Annotated in this window: 14 protein-coding genes and 2 pseudogenes; 9 read left to right on the top strand and 7 right to left on the bottom strand. The window is 72.1% G+C overall.

Going from position 1 to position 15,176, the window contains the following annotated elements; genetic code table 11:
- Positions 1-571 precede the first annotated feature (571 nt).
- Positions 572-850: a peptidoglycan-binding domain-containing protein gene (locus ACWEQL_RS34430; RefSeq protein WP_452154321.1), complete on the top strand. Its 279-nt coding sequence runs from the start codon at positions 572-574 to the stop codon at positions 848-850.
- Positions 851-939: 89 nt separating this feature from the next.
- Here the strand turns inward: ACWEQL_RS34430 and ACWEQL_RS34425 are convergent, their stop codons facing one another.
- Complete coding sequence (locus ACWEQL_RS34425; protein ID WP_452154320.1) at positions 940-1,284, bottom strand: LysM peptidoglycan-binding domain-containing protein; 345 nt, start codon at positions 1,282-1,284, stop codon at positions 940-942.
- A gap of 399 nt (positions 1,285-1,683) precedes the next feature.
- Between ACWEQL_RS34425 and ACWEQL_RS34420 the strand changes: the two genes are divergently transcribed.
- Complete coding sequence (locus ACWEQL_RS34420) at positions 1,684-2,505, top strand: hypothetical protein (protein WP_452154319.1); 822 nt, start codon at positions 1,684-1,686, stop codon at positions 2,503-2,505.
- Between the two features lie 26 nt (positions 2,506-2,531).
- On the top strand, positions 2,532-2,831 hold the full coding sequence (locus tag ACWEQL_RS34415) for a tetratricopeptide repeat protein (protein ID WP_452154318.1): 300 nt from the start codon (positions 2,532-2,534) through the stop codon (positions 2,829-2,831).
- Positions 2,832-3,152: 321 nt separating this feature from the next.
- Here ACWEQL_RS34415 and ACWEQL_RS34410 read toward each other — a convergent pair.
- The 3 genes and pseudogenes from ACWEQL_RS34410 to ACWEQL_RS34400 all read right to left on the bottom strand — a co-directional run.
- Positions 3,153-3,874: pseudogene (locus ACWEQL_RS34410) on the bottom strand (IS5 family transposase); the annotation flags it as partial.
- A 190-nt stretch (positions 3,875-4,064) separates the two neighbouring features.
- On the bottom strand, positions 4,065-7,355 hold the full coding sequence (locus tag ACWEQL_RS34405) for a tetratricopeptide repeat protein (protein ID WP_452154317.1): 3,291 nt from the start codon (positions 7,353-7,355) through the stop codon (positions 4,065-4,067).
- Positions 7,355-7,834, bottom strand: a complete 480-nt coding sequence (locus ACWEQL_RS34400; protein ID WP_452154316.1) for a hypothetical protein — start codon at positions 7,832-7,834, stop codon at positions 7,355-7,357. The genes ACWEQL_RS34405 and ACWEQL_RS34400 overlap by 1 nt, the downstream gene beginning before the upstream one ends.
- Positions 7,835-8,172: 338 nt before the next feature.
- On the opposite strand from ACWEQL_RS34400, the pseudogene ACWEQL_RS34395 reads away from it, so the two are divergent.
- Positions 8,173-8,346, top strand: a pseudogene (locus ACWEQL_RS34395) (transposase); the annotation flags it as partial.
- 7 nt (positions 8,347-8,353) lie between these two features.
- Here the strand turns inward: ACWEQL_RS34395 and ACWEQL_RS34390 are convergent.
- Positions 8,354-9,025: a hypothetical protein gene (locus ACWEQL_RS34390; RefSeq protein ID WP_452154315.1), complete on the bottom strand. Its 672-nt coding sequence runs from the start codon at positions 9,023-9,025 to the stop codon at positions 8,354-8,356.
- A gap of 313 nt (positions 9,026-9,338) precedes the next feature.
- On the opposite strand from ACWEQL_RS34390, the gene ACWEQL_RS34385 reads away from it, so the two are divergent.
- The 5 genes from ACWEQL_RS34385 (at position 9,339) to ACWEQL_RS34365 (ending at position 13,682) form a co-directional block, all read left to right on the top strand.
- Positions 9,339-10,244, top strand: a complete 906-nt coding sequence (locus ACWEQL_RS34385; RefSeq protein ID WP_452154314.1) for a glycoside hydrolase family 19 protein — start codon at positions 9,339-9,341, stop codon at positions 10,242-10,244.
- A gap of 239 nt (positions 10,245-10,483) precedes the next feature.
- On the top strand, positions 10,484-10,891 hold the full coding sequence (locus ACWEQL_RS34380) for a VOC family protein (RefSeq protein WP_452154313.1): 408 nt from the start codon (positions 10,484-10,486) through the stop codon (positions 10,889-10,891).
- Between the two features lie 153 nt (positions 10,892-11,044).
- Positions 11,045-11,857, top strand: coding sequence for an LppU/SCO3897 family protein (locus ACWEQL_RS34375; RefSeq protein ID WP_452154312.1), 813 nt, complete (start codon positions 11,045-11,047; stop codon positions 11,855-11,857).
- A 190-nt stretch (positions 11,858-12,047) separates the two neighbouring features.
- A complete protein-coding gene (locus tag ACWEQL_RS34370) occupies positions 12,048-12,764 on the top strand; it encodes an alpha/beta fold hydrolase (RefSeq protein WP_452154311.1) in 717 nt (238 codons plus the stop codon).
- A 144-nt stretch (positions 12,765-12,908) separates the two neighbouring features.
- Positions 12,909-13,682, top strand: coding sequence for a hypothetical protein (locus ACWEQL_RS34365; protein ID WP_452154310.1), 774 nt, complete (start codon positions 12,909-12,911; stop codon positions 13,680-13,682).
- A 113-nt stretch (positions 13,683-13,795) separates the two neighbouring features.
- On the opposite strand, the gene ACWEQL_RS34360 is transcribed toward ACWEQL_RS34365, so the two are convergent.
- Both ACWEQL_RS34360 and ACWEQL_RS34355 read right to left on the bottom strand, forming a co-directional pair.
- Entirely contained in the window at positions 13,796-14,446 is a 651-nt protein-coding gene (locus ACWEQL_RS34360; RefSeq protein ID WP_452154309.1) for a hypothetical protein, read from the bottom strand.
- A gap of 137 nt (positions 14,447-14,583) precedes the next feature.
- Entirely contained in the window at positions 14,584-15,078 is a 495-nt protein-coding gene (locus ACWEQL_RS34355; protein ID WP_452154308.1) for a hypothetical protein, read from the bottom strand.
- Between the last annotated feature and the right edge of the window lie 98 nt (positions 15,079-15,176).

Raw genomic sequence — 15,176 nt, 5'->3', positions numbered from 1 at the left:
GGGCGGCGCCCGGCCCCCCGCCGGCCCATGGTGCGCGCGGGCCGGGCACGCGGTTGCCGACGCCCGCCCCGGGCCCGTCGGGGCCTGACGCCTCGACGACCGCGGCGTCGAGGGCGGAGGGGCGTCCTCACTCCTTCTTGTCGGCGCCTGTGCCGGCCGCCGGCTTTCCCGTGTTCGTCGGCGTCTCCTGGCGCGCGTGTCGACGAACCGTGTCACCGGATACCGCGAGGCGCCGAGGATCATGCCCCACGCGGTCCGGGAGCCCCTCGACGGCGCGTAGGGCTCCGAGGGTGACCCGGATTCCGTGGACCCCCTGGGAGAGCCGGATCCCTCACGTTCGGGCATAATACTCCGTTTGTGTACAAATGACTTCTTCTCGTCACCCCGCGCCGGAGGAGCTGCCGGCCGGGATTCGTCCGCACATGGTCGATTCCGCAGTCCCGGGGGTGTCGCGAGGAATCATCTCCGACGCCTTCGCCGGACTGCAGGGCGCGGGGACCTGTGTTTCCATGGGAAACGCCCCACCGAACAGACATGCCCATTCGGGTGCGACCATGAAGGAATTCCGAAGATGACAGACGAAACGCCGACCCAGCGCTGCAACTACACCGACGCCCGGCCGACGCTGAAGCAGGGCTCGTCGGGGATCGCGGTCAAGCAGGCGCAGTGTTTCCTCAATTTCTCGCTGACCGGCGAAGGGCTGACCGTGGACGGCGAATTCGGTCCCGTGACCGACGCTGCGACGAGACGGTTCCAGAAATGCGCCGACATCACGGTCGACGGCGTCATCGGCTCCCAGACCTGGTCGTTCCTGACCTTCTGGGCCAACTCGTCGGGCTTCGCCTGCTGAGTCCCCCCGTCGCCCGCTGCCCGCGCCGGGGAGCGGATCGCCAAGGAGCGAATGGCAGTTGGATCGCAACCGCCATTCGCTCCTTCCGCTCAGGCGGCCATGGGCGTCGATCTGGCGACGATGAGCCGCTGGCCGACCTTGATGAGGTCGGGATTCGGGATGTTGTTCCATGCGACGAGCTGGTCGATCGTCGTGCCGAACATGCGTGCAATGGACGTCAGCGTGTCACCCGACTTGACAATGTAATGGGTGTCGTGGGAGGAACTCGTCCGCGCGACGATGAGCCGCTGGCCGACCTTGATGAGGTCGGGATTCGGGATGTTGTTCCATGCGACGAGCTGGTCGATCGTCGTGTCGAACATTTTCGCAATGGACGTGAGCGTGTCACCGGACCGGACGGTGTAGAAGGTGACGTTCGCGGTGTTTGTCGTCATATCTCCGAGCGTAGGCCGAACAGATCGGGCCCGCTCGGGGAGAACGGCGGTCCCGCCCCCGTGCAGGTCGGACGACCCCGGCGGGCGCCCGGCGGACCGTTCGGGTCCGATCGATTGTTCCGGAAAGCTTGACCAGGAGGTGGTGGTGCGGGGGTGGTGGTGCCCGGACCGAGCCCCGGCTCCCGCTGCTGCGCCCCGTGATGTCTGCCGGGGGTGGGGGGACATATCGTTCACGGCATCGTGCGGTCGGGGTTCGGGGTGCCTGGTTCGGGGCGGATTGTGGGGTGGGCCGTGGTTGCTTCTCGCCAGGCGTTCTGGGCTGTGGCTGTCGGTGCGGTCCGGCTGGTTGTCGGACGGGTCCGTGACGGCGGGCGCCACCGCTGGCGGGGCTCGTCAAGCGTGACGCCCGGGCAAGAGGTTGAGCGCGGCGGCGGGTCCGGCGGTCACGTCGGGCAGCGCGCCGAGGCGTTCGGGGACGGACGGGTCAACCAGGCGGCGAGGGATCAGTACTTCGGGGACGTCTACCTGCTGGCGGACGGTGCGGTCCCGTACCGTCCGCCGGCGTCCCTGCCGGCCGCCCCGCCCCGATTGGTCGGCCGCGAGCAGGACGCCGACATGCTCCTGGCACTGCTCGGCCCGGTCACCGCCGCAAAGGTCACGACGGGCACCCCGGCCGCGGAGCCGGGGCCGGTCGTGGTGTCGGTGGTGGCCGGCCTGGCGGGCGTCGGCAAGGCCGCCCTCGCCCTGCACACGGCCCATGAGGCCGTCAGCCGCGGATGGTTCCCCGGTGGCACCCTTCACGTCTCCCTGCGCGGCTACCGGCCGGGCGCTGCCGTCGGCGGCCCGCAGGCCGTCACCGCGTTGCTGCGTCAACTCGGCGTCCGTGACCAGGATCTGCCGGTCGACCCGCAGGGGCAGGCCGCGCGCTACCAGTCCGAACTCGCCCGCAGGCCGGGGCCGGTGCTGATCCTCGCGGACGACGCCTCCAGCACGGGCCAGGTCGCGCCGCTGGTGCCGGCCGACCCCCGCCACCGGCTGCTGGTGACCCCCCCCGTGACGCACTGCACTCCCCGGGATTCCAGGCCCGCCTGGTCACTCTCGGCGAGCTCGAACCCGGCGAGGCCACCATTCTCGTCGCCGACACGCTCACCCGCGTCCGCCCGGGCGACCCGCGCCCCGCCCTCGATGCCGGCTACCGCCACGGCGAGGGCCGGGCGCTGAACGGACTCGGCTTCGCCCTGCGCGCGTTGGGGACCTACGACGAGGCGATCGACGCCCAGAGTCGTGCCCTGGAGATCTACCGCGCCCTCGGCGACCGGAACGATGAGGCCTGGATCCTGACCCGACACGGCCAGGCGCTGGAAGAACTCGGGCGGTACTCCGACGCGCTCGGATCGTTCACCCGGGCTCTTGCCGTCTACCGGGAACTCGGAGACGCCGAGAACGAAGCAACCGTACTGAGCCACCTCCAACGGGCGGAAGTCCTGCGAAGCGATCGATGGTGGCGCCGGGTCAGGGCCACCCGACCGGGCCGGTCCGCGGGGTAGTGGGCGGATGCGAGACGTCCGGCCGGCGCCCACCCTCACGGGAACCGGCCCACACAGGAGCGATTCCACTGCGTCGGCTGCGGCCACCAGGCACACGCCGACACCGTGGTGGCACGCGACGTTCGACGGGCCGGGCCGGTCCGTCGAGACGCCCGCCAGGAGTGACGGGAAGCCCCCCGGATCAATCCGGGGGAGGGGTCGAAACCGCGCAACCCGGATCAACCCGGCCCCGCTCACCGGCACGCGGTGCTGCGCCGCAGGATGCACCCGGCACCTGTGCTGCGGTCGCGGAGGTTCGGGGGCGGGTCCTCAGAAGACATCTCATTTGGATAGTCGTCGGGTGCAAATGAGGGCTGCGGCGATGCTGGCGAAGGCAGCGAAGTGGCCGGCCTTGCGTTCGTAGCGGCGGTGGAGTCGGCGGAAGCCGCCGTGCCAGGCGACGGTGCGCTCGATCACCCAACGGTGGCGGCCGAGGCGCTGGGAGGATTCGACGCCTCGGCGGGCGATGCGGGCCGGGATCTGCCTTCGTCGCAGGTAGGAGCGGATGAAACGGTGGTCGTAGGCTTTGTCGCCGTGCGGCTTGCCGGGACGGCGGCGCCGCGGCCCGCGCCGTGAGCGGATCGGCGGGATGGCGTCGACAAGCGGCATCAGGGCTTGGCTGTCGTGGACGTTGGCCCCGGAGATCGCGAGCGACAGGGGTAAACCGGTGCGTTCAGTGATGAGGTGGATCTTCGACCCGCGCTTGCCCCGATCGACAGGATTCGGACCTGTCAGCTCCCCCTTCTCAGGGCCCTCATGTTCACCAAATCAACCGCGCACCGGGACCAGTTCAGCTCGCCGCGCCCGCCGAGCTCCTCCAGGACCACCCGGTGGAGCTTGGCCCACACCCTGGCATTGCTCCACTCGGTGAAGCGGCGATGCGCGGTAGGCCCGGACGGGCCGAAACAGGGCGGCAACTGGGCCCACGTGCACCCTGAGGTCGCGACGAACACGATCGCGGCCAGCACCTCGCGATCCCTGTGGCGCCGCCGGCCACCACCCTGACGGTCGGCCCGGACGGCCGCACCTTCTACGTCACCGGCACCAACTACGACGACAACCCCGGCACGTTCCTGCGGATCGTCAGCTTCTAGCCGGCACACCCGGGGTCGTGGCCGCTGCCCAACGGCCACGACCCGCGCCGCTTGCTCGTCGCCGAGAACCCCGGCGGGGCGGGCCCCGGCACCCGGCCGGTCAGGCGCGCCCGAGTGCCGTGAGTACGGTGCTCCGGGCGTCGAGGGCGGCCGAGAGCGGCGGGAAAGGCGTCCCTGCGGGCAGCTCCGCGGCGAGTCGCCGGCAGATGGCCACGGCCTCGTCGGCGGCCCGAACCGCCTCCTCCGTATCGCGCCCCGTCGCAGCCTGGATCAGGGCGAGGTGGCGGAGCCCGAACGCGTGCCGCTGCGCGTAGGCCCCGGGGTCGTCGGCGGCCGAGGTCCGGAGCATCTTCAGCGCACCCCGCAGAGCCGCGATCGCCTCGCCGGTCCGGCCGGCCGCTGACAGTCGCAGGCCGACCAGTAGCAGCCCGTCCAGCAGGTGCGGTCGGAAGGACTCCGGATCGGGGGCGGAGTTCCGCTTCACGGCGTCCACGGACCGGATGGTCACCAGAGCGGACTCCATCGCCCTGCCGATGTCCACCAGGCAGGCGCCCAGCAGGTCCGACGATTCCATCAGCGCGGCCGCCTCGGCGGCCGTTCCGCCCTCGACCAGCCGTCGACGGACGGACACCGCCTCGGCGAGGTGGTCGACGGCCCGGTCCGATCGGCCGTCGTGGGCGAGCCGGGCGCCGGCGATGTGGAGTGCGTCGGCCAGCGCAGGCAACTGCGCGTCGTTCTCCCGCGCGGACTCCTCCAGCACCACGATCCGGTCCTCGACCGCCCGCAGGGCCTCCTCGTGCAGACCGGTCCGGGTGAGCCAGTGGTCGAGGGCGTACAGTGCGGTCGCGAGGTCCGGCAGGTGGGCGGGGTTGGCGGCGGCGAGGGGCCGCCACAGCTGGACGGCCTCATGCGCGGGGGCGAGGCCGTCCTCGGACGTGGGCGCCTGCGACAGCCGGATGCTCAGATTGGTGAGCGACTTCGCCAGGGCCGACGCGCGCTGCGGGTCGGTGTCCGCCAAATGCTGCCGGATCTTCAGTCCCTTGCGGGTCGCCTCCAGTGCCTCCTCGGAACGGCCCAGCCGGGCGAGGACGTTGCCGCGGTTGTCCCAGGCGCTGCCCAGGTGGGCGCGGTAGGCGGTGGGATTGGCCCCGGCGAGCCCGTCGTAGAGGTGGACGGCCTCGTCCGTGAGGGCCAGGGCCCGTACCGGATCACCGCTTGTCATCAGCCAAAGGCCGCCGTTCAGGAGTGACATCGCCAGATCGGGCAGGTACTGCTGCCGGTCGGTGCCGGTCAGCTCGCGGTGGATCCGAAGAGCCTCCTGCGTCAGGTCGGTCCCGTGCGATGCCCGCCCGGTCAGGGCCATGGCGCTGCCCAGATTGGTCAGGGCCATGGCGAGCGCGGGCAGGTGCGCTGCGCGGTCGCCGTCCCGCAGGTCCCGGAGCAGACCGACCGCCTCCGCCGACACCTGTATCGCTTCCCCGGCCCGGCCCGTGCGCAGCAGTTGGACTCCCAGGTTGTTCAGCGCGTAGGCCAGGCCCGAGGGGTCCCCGGCGGCGTCCCGCTCCGCCAGTCGGCGATGGGTCTCGACCGCCTCCAGCGTGGGAGCCGTCGCCTCCTCGAACCGGCCCGCGGTGACGAGGACGGACGCGAGACTGTTCAGCCCGTCGGCCAGTGCGGCCAGTGCGGCCACGGCGGACGGTGCGGACCGGTCGCCGATGACGAGCCCCCGGCGCAGCTCGACGACCTCCCGGGCCGGTCCCTCCGCCGCGTCGAGCAGACCGGCGTCGAGGTACCGCGAGGCCAGCGCGTTCAGCAGGTCCGCCTCCTCCGCCGGGGAGAGCTCGTCCTTGGCGAGCCGGTAGCGGACCACGCGCCGCGTCAGTGCCGCGGCCCCGAGTTCTAGGTCGACGTGCCGGTGCCGGGGCATCCGAAGCACGATCATCTCCAGCAGTTCGTCGGGCAGTCCGCTCAGCTCGCAGAGCCGGGCCAGGGCCGCGCCCCCGGCCGCCGATGCCAGGCCGGGCCATGTCGCGAGCAGCGGGATCAGATGGCGGTCGACGACGTGCGGCCAGCGGCGGGCCGTCTCGATCAGTACGGTGAGCGAGTGCCGGGCGGCCGCGGGAGGCTCGGTGTCCTCGATGTACCGCAGCAGCATGGCCGGGGCCGTGATCGCCCACGCGTCCGTGGCGTGGTAACGGTGCCGCTCCTCGTAGCCGGGCAGCGTCAGTGCGAGGAAGTCCTCCGCCAGCCGGTCAGGGGCCAGGCTCTCGAGGAGCCGGTTCTCCGTCCCGGGCGGGTAGCAGCGGGCGTGGTCGCGCACCACCTGCTCCGCCTCGGCCGGCTCGGCCGCCCCGGTACGCACCAGTGCCGCCGACGCCTCCGCCCCGGCCAGCGGCGGAGTCAGGGTGGCGACGTACACCGCGCGGCGCATCACCTCCTCGGGGGTGGGGACCGGGCCCCGCCCCTCGTCGTGGGCCGAGCGCCAGTGATCGTGCTCCCGGTTCAGGAGGTAGGAGGAGAGCGCGGCCAGGTCCCGGCCCGACGGAGGCCTGACACCCCGCACGGCCGCGTCCACGTCGACGAGTGCCTTCATGTGCGTGGTCAGAATCAGGCCGTACTGGGGTGTGCCGAGCCTGTCCGGGGCAGTCACCGCCCCGGGATCGGCCAGGCCGAGAACGTTGCCGAAGGCGTCCCGGGCCGAGGTGTAGGCCTCCGTGCGCGTCTCCGGGTCGTCCGGAAGGGCGGCCAGGCGGACCGTGTCGGTGGCCATCACGTCGAGCTTGCCCAACTGGTGGTCCAGCGCCTGCCACCACGCCCCCGCCGAGCGGGAGAGCAGGAGGATCCGCAACCGGTCGCGAGCCGCGTCGCGGTGCTGACGGATCAGCGTGACCAGGTCCGCCGACGGCCAGCGTTCCGCGTAGTCGACGACCATGACCAGACCGGGCGACCGCACCGCCAGCGTCTCGTCCCCGCCCCCCGCGGAGGCGACCTCGCTGCGGTGCCGGGCCTGGGCGACGGTCCAGCCGCCCCGGGTCGAGCGGTCGGCGAACTCCGCCGCCAGCCGCGTCTTGCCCTGCCCTCCCTCGGCGTACAGCAGCCGCACGGACAGCCCGGGAAGATCGGCGTCCCGCCAGCGCTCCAGTACCTCCAGTTCCGGGCGCGGGGAGAATGGCACGACCCGGTGGCGCGCCGTCAGCAGACGGCTGGGGAGCTTCTCCAGGCCGTCGGGCCGCGTCCCCCCGGGGTGCGGCGGGAATGGTTCCACCCGGTAGGGAGGGGTGTCGCGGTAGATGTAGTTGTACTGGTCGCCATTGTGGACGGTGTTGATCGTGACCTGGCGCGCAAGGACGTTCTGGGTGAACACCGTCCCGTCGGCCGACCGTCCGCTCATCAGAGGAGTTCGCCCTCGACTGGGTCGTCGGCTGCGGAACCGTCGGCGCGGCGCCGGGAGTCCATGTAATTGTTGACCTGCTTGCCGCCCACCACGGTGTTGACCACGGCGTGGCCCTCCGCGTTGATGTTCTGGACCCAGTTCCCCGACTCGCGCGGCAGTCCGGCCTCGACCTGGGCGATCAGGGCCGCGAACTCGGCCACCACCGTCGGATCCGCGTCCACCAGCGCCTGCAGCCGCCGACGCCACGGGCCGACGAGCTCCCCACGGATCGCATCTGCCTGATTTCCCATCACCAGACTTGCGTCACCGTCCAGTTGGCCTTCAATAGTGCTCTGGTCGTACCCGCGACGCTGGAAGATCGCCCCCATCCCCGTCCGGATCATCTCCCAGATCCCGGTCCCCATCGCGGTGGCCAGCGAGTTGGCCGCGACCAGCGCCACCGACTCCGCGTCGAGCGCACTCTGAACGTCGGGCATCGTCTCCCCCTTCCGTTGCCGCCATGCTGAAACGGCGGCATCGCATCCTCAAGTCAGTATTCCATCACGGCAGTTGCCGGGTGCAATATCCTGCGTACCTCCCGCACCGGAAGACGCTGCAGCCGCCCCCTCCTCGCGGTCCGAACCAACCCGCCTCCAGGTTCGGACGCGCGATGTCCGTGCCGGGCAACGCCCCGGCGTTGCCGCGCCGTCCCGCTTACGGTGGTCGCAGGCCTGCAAGGGGGACCGGTGTGGGGGCGCCGCGGCAGCCCTGCCGGTGTTCGATGGAGGGGGCGGAATTGCTGCGGATCCACTTCACCCAACGCATCGCCCGCTGAGGCGTCGAATCCTCCCAGCGCCTCGGCCGCCACCGTTGGGTGATTGAGCGCACCGTCGCCTGGCTCGGCGGCTTCCGCCGACTCCACCGCCGCTACGAACGCAAGGCCGACCACTTCGCTGCCTTCGCCAGCATCGCCGCAGCCCTCATTTGCACCCGACGACTATCCAAATGAGATGTTCTCAGTCGGCCAGGCCCTCCGTACGAAGCACCTCCAGCTCGGCCAGGCGGGTCGCGAAGTGCTCGGACCGCCTGGGAGCGACGGCCACCAGCGTGTCGAACGGGGTCGTCTCGAACCGTCGCGCCGCGATCCGCGCGGACCCGGGCAATCCCTCCATGCCCTCGAACCGCTCGACCCGGTCGCGATGCAGCAGGAACTGGGTCTCCTCGTCGCGGCGGATCAGGTGACCGGGAACGTAGGGGAAGTCGGCGTCGGAGAACGCGGCTCCGGAGATGTCCAGGGCCCAGTCGACGCCGGAGTAGTAGGCGACGATCCCGGCGGTGAGCCGCTCCCGGACGCCCTGCGGCAGCGAAGCGTTCGGGGCGGCCACCATCAGGGGACCGATGTTCCCCGTCAACGTCACGTGCTTGAACACGCAGCCGTTCAGGTTCAGTTGCGACGTGATGGCCAGCCCGTCGACGTGCACCTCCTCGAACCGCACCCCCTGCGCCGCGGAGCGGACCACCCGGCAACGCCTGGCGGTGACGTCCCTGACGACCAACCCCAGCCCCGGGTCGTCGAACTGGGCCAGGGCCGAGCCGTTGAACACGCATCGATGGAGGTCGGCCGGACCGAGCGTCCGGTCGCTGCCCAGCGACTTCACACCGACGATCTCCCGCTTCTCCACCAGCACGCGGATGATTCTCCCTGAAGTCCGCCGCTCCCGGCCCCGCCGCTCCCGGCGCCCTTCCGTGCGGCGACCCGCCCAGGCCGATGACGATGGTCGGGTGCGTGCCCGGCGGGCGCGACGCTACTACTGAGCCATCGTCAACTCAACCTGATACGGCAGTCGTTGCAGCCTGCAAAACGTGCTCGGCCGGACCTTGACCGCGATGAACGCGGAACGGTTCAGTGTGCGCAACCATCCCCCTCCACGGCGCTGTCGGCCCGCCCGGCCCCCACCGGGTCCGTCCGGCATGCCCGTGGCGCACGAATGAAGGAATCCCGTGCTCAGAACTCGCGTGAAGGCACTGCTGGCCGCTCTGCTGGCGGCCGGCTCCCTGGCCGCCACGGCCCTCGTGCCCGCGACGGCGTCCGCCGCCACCCCGGTGGACGAATGCGCGATAGCGCCCGGCTGGTCGCAGGGCGCCAACTACCAGGCCCGCGACATCGTCACGTACACCGACGGCCGGATCTACATCGCCCAGCGCGACAATCCCGGGTACGACCCCACGGTGAGCACGTACTACTGGGCGCCGTACACCTGCGGCACCGGGGGCAACCCGTACCCGAACAGCTTCGTGGTCAGCGAGGCGCAGTTCAACGAGATGTTCCCGAAGCGCAACCCCGCCTACACGTACCAGGGGCTGGTGGACGCGATGCGCGCCTTCCCCGCGTTCGCGCACACCGGCGACAGCACGACGCGCCGGCAGGAGGCCGCGGCCTTCCTCGCGAACATCAGCCACGAGACCGCCGGCCTGTACTACATCAAGGAGGTCAACGAGGCGAACTACCCGCACTACTGCGACGACGCCCAGCCCTACGGCTGTCCGGCGGGCCGGTCGGCGTACTACGGGCGCGGCCCGATCCAGCTGAGCTGGAACTTCAACTACAAGCAGGTGGGGGACTTCCTCGGCATCGACCTGCTGAACAACCCCTGGCTGGTGGAGACGGATCCGGCCGTCGCCATGATGACGGCCCTGTGGTACTGGAACACCCAGGACGGGCCGGGCCCGATCACCGGGCACGACGCCATGATCAGCGGCGCCGGGTTCGGACAGTCGATCCGCTCGATCAACGGCGCGCTGGAGTGCGACGGCAAGGGCCCGCGCCAGGTCGAGAACCGGGTCAACCGGTACGTGGAGTTCACGGGAATCCTCGGCGTCCCGACGGGCTCCGGCGTCTCCTGCTGACCTCCCCGCAACGCGGCCGCGGGCCGGGCACCCCGCCCGGCCCGCAGCCGTACCACCCCTGGGCCGTCGGCGCCGCCGCGCACACAACGGCGATTCCGACGAAGCGCCCGGCGAAGCGGCCGGAAGAATCCTCCGCCGGCCCGTCACATCTCCCCGCCGTGCACCGTCAGTGCGATGACGGGGCACCCGGCGCGACGAGGCCGCCGGGGCCCACGGACGAGAGGGACGGGACCACCGCCATGCTGAACACGATCATGTACGTGACGCTCTACGTGACCGACCAGGACCGAGCGCTGGACTTCTACACCCGCCGACTCGGGCTGGAGAAGCGCATCGACCACCCGAACCCCGACGGGCGCTTCCTCACCGTGGGCGTTCCCGGCAGCCCGGTCGAGATCGTCCTGTGGCCGCACGCCGCCGCCGCGGGTCAGCCGGCCGGTGCGCTGCCGGACACCACGCCCGGCCCGGTCTTCCTGGAGTCGGACGACCTGTGGAAGGACTTCGCGCTGTTCCGCGACCGCGGGGTGACGTTCGACCAGCCCGAGCCGGTCGAGTACCCGTTCGGGGTCCGCATCGAGGCGGTCGACCCGGACGGCAACCGGATCTCGCTGCGCCAGCGCCCCCGCGCCGCCCGCACGGACGGCTGACGCCCACCGCACCGGTGGGCCCAGGGGGAAGGCCACCCCAACGGGGCGTCACACCTGCGCCTGTGAGCCGTCGGCTGGCGGCCTTCCCCACTGCTCCGGACCGTCCCACCTCCCGGTTCCCCAGGGCCTTAATGCTTCGCACCCGGCGTTCGAGTGGCGGTACGGTTCGCGGGCCACATTCGTGATCGCCATGGGAGATCCACCATTTCCACTCAGTCCGCCGAACTGCCCCACGGCACCGCGCCCACCGAGCCCACCCCCGACGCCGCGGCCCCGGACCTGCCCGTCTACGGCGAGGGACAGCTCAGCTGCCGGTACTGCGGCTCCGTCCCGGCCGTGGACGCGACCTTCCGCGGGCACCTGGGTCTCGTCGTGATCCTGAAGTACCTGAAGCGCCGGGGGCCCTACTGCCGCACCTGCGGCATCGCCGCGCACCGCGAGATGACCTCCGACAGCCTCTGGCAGGGCTGGTGGGGCATACCCTCGATGATCATCAACCCCATCACCATGCTGGTCAACGTCCCGCAGCGCCTGAAGGTCAACAAGCTGCCGGAGCCGCTGCCCGGCGCGCCCCGCCCGCCGGCCGACCCCGGCAAGCCGGTGTACCTGCGGCCCACGATCCTCGGTGCGCTCATCCCGGTGATCCTGGTCGCGGCGCTCGTCTTCTTCACGAAGGACGACCCCGAGTTCGCCGAGGCCGGCGACTGCATCCGCAACAGCAACCCGATCGCCCTGTCCGGCGTCGTCGACACCAACCCCGACGTCACGGTGGTCCCCTGCTCCGACCCGAACGCCGAGGCCCGCGTCGTGGGCCGCGTGGACGACACCGATGACGGCGAGAACGTGTGCCGCAGGTCCTACCCCGAGGCCGACGGCTACTTCACCTACAAGCGGCGCAGCCACAAGTACACCCTCTGCCTGCAGAGCCTGGAGCAGAAGCCGGGAACGCACTCCGCCCCCCGGTGAGGCACCCGGGCCGGCCCGTACTCCCCGCCCGCGCGGCCCCACAAGGGGACGGCCCGGCATCCGCCCCGACGAGACCCGCCCGGGCCACGGCGGCGCCCCGGGCCGGCCCTGGTGCTGGAATCTCCCCCTGGGGGAGGTCGTACGGTCTTGCCCGGCCGCAGGGCGCGGCCGGGTGAGAGGGGTGAGGGTCATGGCGACGTTCGTGCTGGTGCCGGGTCTGTTCATGGGTGGCTGGGCGTGGGAGGCGGTGGCCGCCGGGCTGGAGGCGCGGGGGCACCGGGCGGTGCCGGTGACGCTGCCGTCGCAGGAGGAGGCCGGGCTGGCGTCGCACGTGGACGCGGTGGCGCGGGTGCTGGAGGCGGAGGGGCCGGGGGCGGTGCTGGTGGCGCACAGCTATGCCGCGTTCCCGTGCGTGGGGGCGGCGGACCGGCGGCCAAAGCTGGTGTCGCGGCTGGTGTTCGTGGACACCGGGTTCCCGGAGTCGGGGGAGTCGGTGGTGCTGCAGATGCCGCAGCTGGACCTGCTGGCGGGGGTGACCGGCGAGGTGGTGCCGGTGCCGAAGGAGATCCCGGCGGTGCACGGGGTGCCGCAGGCGGAGCACGAGCGCTGGCTGCGGCTGGCCGTCCCGCAGCCGGTGCGCACGGTCACCGACCCGGTCGAGCTGACCGGCGACTGGCTGCGGGTGCCGACGACCGGTGTGTTCTGCCTGGCGAGCGGGCTGAGCGTGGAGTTCGCCCGGTCGCTGCACGCCACCGGGCTGCCGCGGTTCGCGAAGCTCGCCGAGCCCGGGGTGACGTTCTTCGAGCTGGCGACCGGTCACTACCCGATGCTGTCCACACCGCTGGAGCTGGTGGACGTGCTGGAGCGCGCCGCCAACGGCGAGGGCCGCGGCCTGTACGACAACTGACCACCCTGTATCAGGACCAGGCCGGGCCACAGCCGGACCACAGCCGGGCCGGACGGCACGGCACGTGTGTTGACGTGCCGGAACCGGTTTCCCTACGGTGCTTCCCGCGGCCCCGCAGGGCTGCGGGAAACCATGGGGGAATCTGTGAAGCGCATCGGCGTGTCCGCGGCGGCGGGCGTCCTGGCCGGGGTGGTACTGGTGGCCGGATGCGGGGGAGCGGCCGTGCCGGCGCCCGGGGCGGCCGCGGCGTCCACCGCCCCGACGGCCACCACGCCGCCCACCGCGACCACGTACGGCTGCCTGACCGCGGACCAGGGCCGTCAGGGCGCCGTCACCGTGCGGGACGGGGCGAAGTCGAACGACGCGTACTTCCAGGACGCGGACGGCGGCGGGGCCGAGGTGGCGATCATCTTCTGGCCCCGGCCCGGGGGATCCCTCTGCGACTGGGTTCCCTACCTGCCGGGCTTCACCAAGGCCGGCTACGCCGTTCTCGCCTTCACGAGCAGCGGGGACTTCTTCGACGACCTGGGCCCCTCGGGCCGCTTCCTGGCGGGCAGGGGCTTCTCGAAGACGGTCATGGTCGGCGCGTCGGACACCGCCACCGCCCTGCTGGACAAGACGTCCACACCGATCGACGGTCCGCTCAAGGCGATCGTCGCCCTGAGCGCACCGCAGAGGTCCGGCCGGTGGGACGCGGTCAAGCTCGTCGCGCTCGGCAAGCTGCCGATGTTCCTCGCCGCGGGGGAGGGCGACCCGGCGGCGAGCGGCGACGCCCGGGCGTTGTACGAGGCGTCCGCGAGCCGCGTCAAACGGCTCAGGACCTACCCCGGCGACCTCAAGGGACCGGACCTGCTCAAGGGCGGGGCGCTGCCCGACGTCCTGGCCTTCCTCGCCGAGGCCGCCCCGCCCAAGGGCTGAGACGCGGCCCCTCGGCCCGCCGCCGCGGTGCCGGCCGGGGCCGGTACTCGCCCGCGCCACCGTGTCCCCGTCCCGCCCCGGCCCCGGTCCACCGGCCGTCCGGTGGGCCGGGATCAGTGGAAGACGACCGCCCGGCCGCCCGCCACGCTCGCCCGGCAGGCGCGGTACAGCCGGAACCAGGCGTACTCCTCGGCCTCGAAGCCACCGCCGGGCCGGGCACCGCCGAGCCGCGCCGACTCGGCGTCGGACAGGGTGCCGTCGGGTTCGGTGCGCACGCCGATCGCCGGGGCGAAGGCGAGCAGTTCGGCCAGCAGCCGCACGCTGGAGCCGACCATGCCGGCCCCGGCGACCCCGCTCTCCTCGGGCAGGAACAGCGGGTCCGGGAAGTCCACCGGGATGTAGTAACCGGCGCTGTCGCTGTGGCAGAGCAGGTGGGAGGAGAGCATCGAGGTCTCGTCGGCGACCTCGTCGAGGTCGTGCTCGTACTGGTCCGGGTCGCAGTCCGACGCGGGGGTGACGGCCCGGCCCTGTGCGGCGAGCACGCTCGCGCGGCGCAGATGGGTGAGGTAGCTGTACGGGAAGCCGGCCGCGCACGTGGCGTCGGCCGCCGGTGCCGGCGCGGTGGCGGGTGGTTCCCGCCAGTCGATGCCCTCGGCTGCGAGCGCGCCGGTGAGCCGGTCGAAGGCCTGCTCGTGGTGCGCCAGGCCCTCCCGGTCGTGCGCGGCGAGGTCGTGGAGTATGCCGACGGTGATAGCGAGTCCCATGCCGCGGATGCTAGCGGCTACCGGGGACAACGTCCGGGGGCCTGCGCGAGGCCGCCGCCGGCGCGACCTGCCGGCAGCGGGTCGGAGCCGCTCAGCGCCCGGCACCCCTCCGGACGCCGGCGGCGGGATACGGGATCTCACCCGGCGGTCAGCCGGCGGTGGGTGATCCGGACGACTTCGTGCCAGAACGGCGCGGCCGACAGGTAGCCGCCGAGCACGGCGAGCACGCCGAACGAGACGTCGACGCTCAGCCGGCCCTGCTTGGCCCAGTAGACGTCCTGCAGGTCGAGCAGCAGCGCGAACTCATCGCTGATCAGGGCCGCGCCCGCGCCGTAGACGGTGGCCAGCGCCGGGTGGCCGACCGCCTGCCCGTCGCCGCGGACGGCCGCCAGGCCGACCCCGGCCAGCGCCGCGATGCCGATGTTGTAGTGGTGCAGGTGCTTCCCGTCGACCGAGACGTTGCCCCAGGGCAGCCAGCCGTCCTTGATCCCGTGGGTGATGAACCGCACCGTGCCGAAGGTGGTGCCGAACGCCGCCCACATCACCACCAGCGACCGCTTGGTCGGCGGCAGGTGCCGGTCCGCCGCCTGCCGCCACTCGTCCACCAGCCGTGCGAGTGTCGCCGTTGCCATGCCACCGACCTCCGACCACCGACCCCCGACCACCGCCGGCTCCCCACGGCCGACGCTAACCGAAGTGCCGCCCGCCCGCCCACCCGGCGGGCGGGCGG

The organism is Kitasatospora sp. NPDC004240 (assembly GCF_053603215.1).
This window is presented reverse-complemented; position numbering and strand designations above follow the sequence as displayed.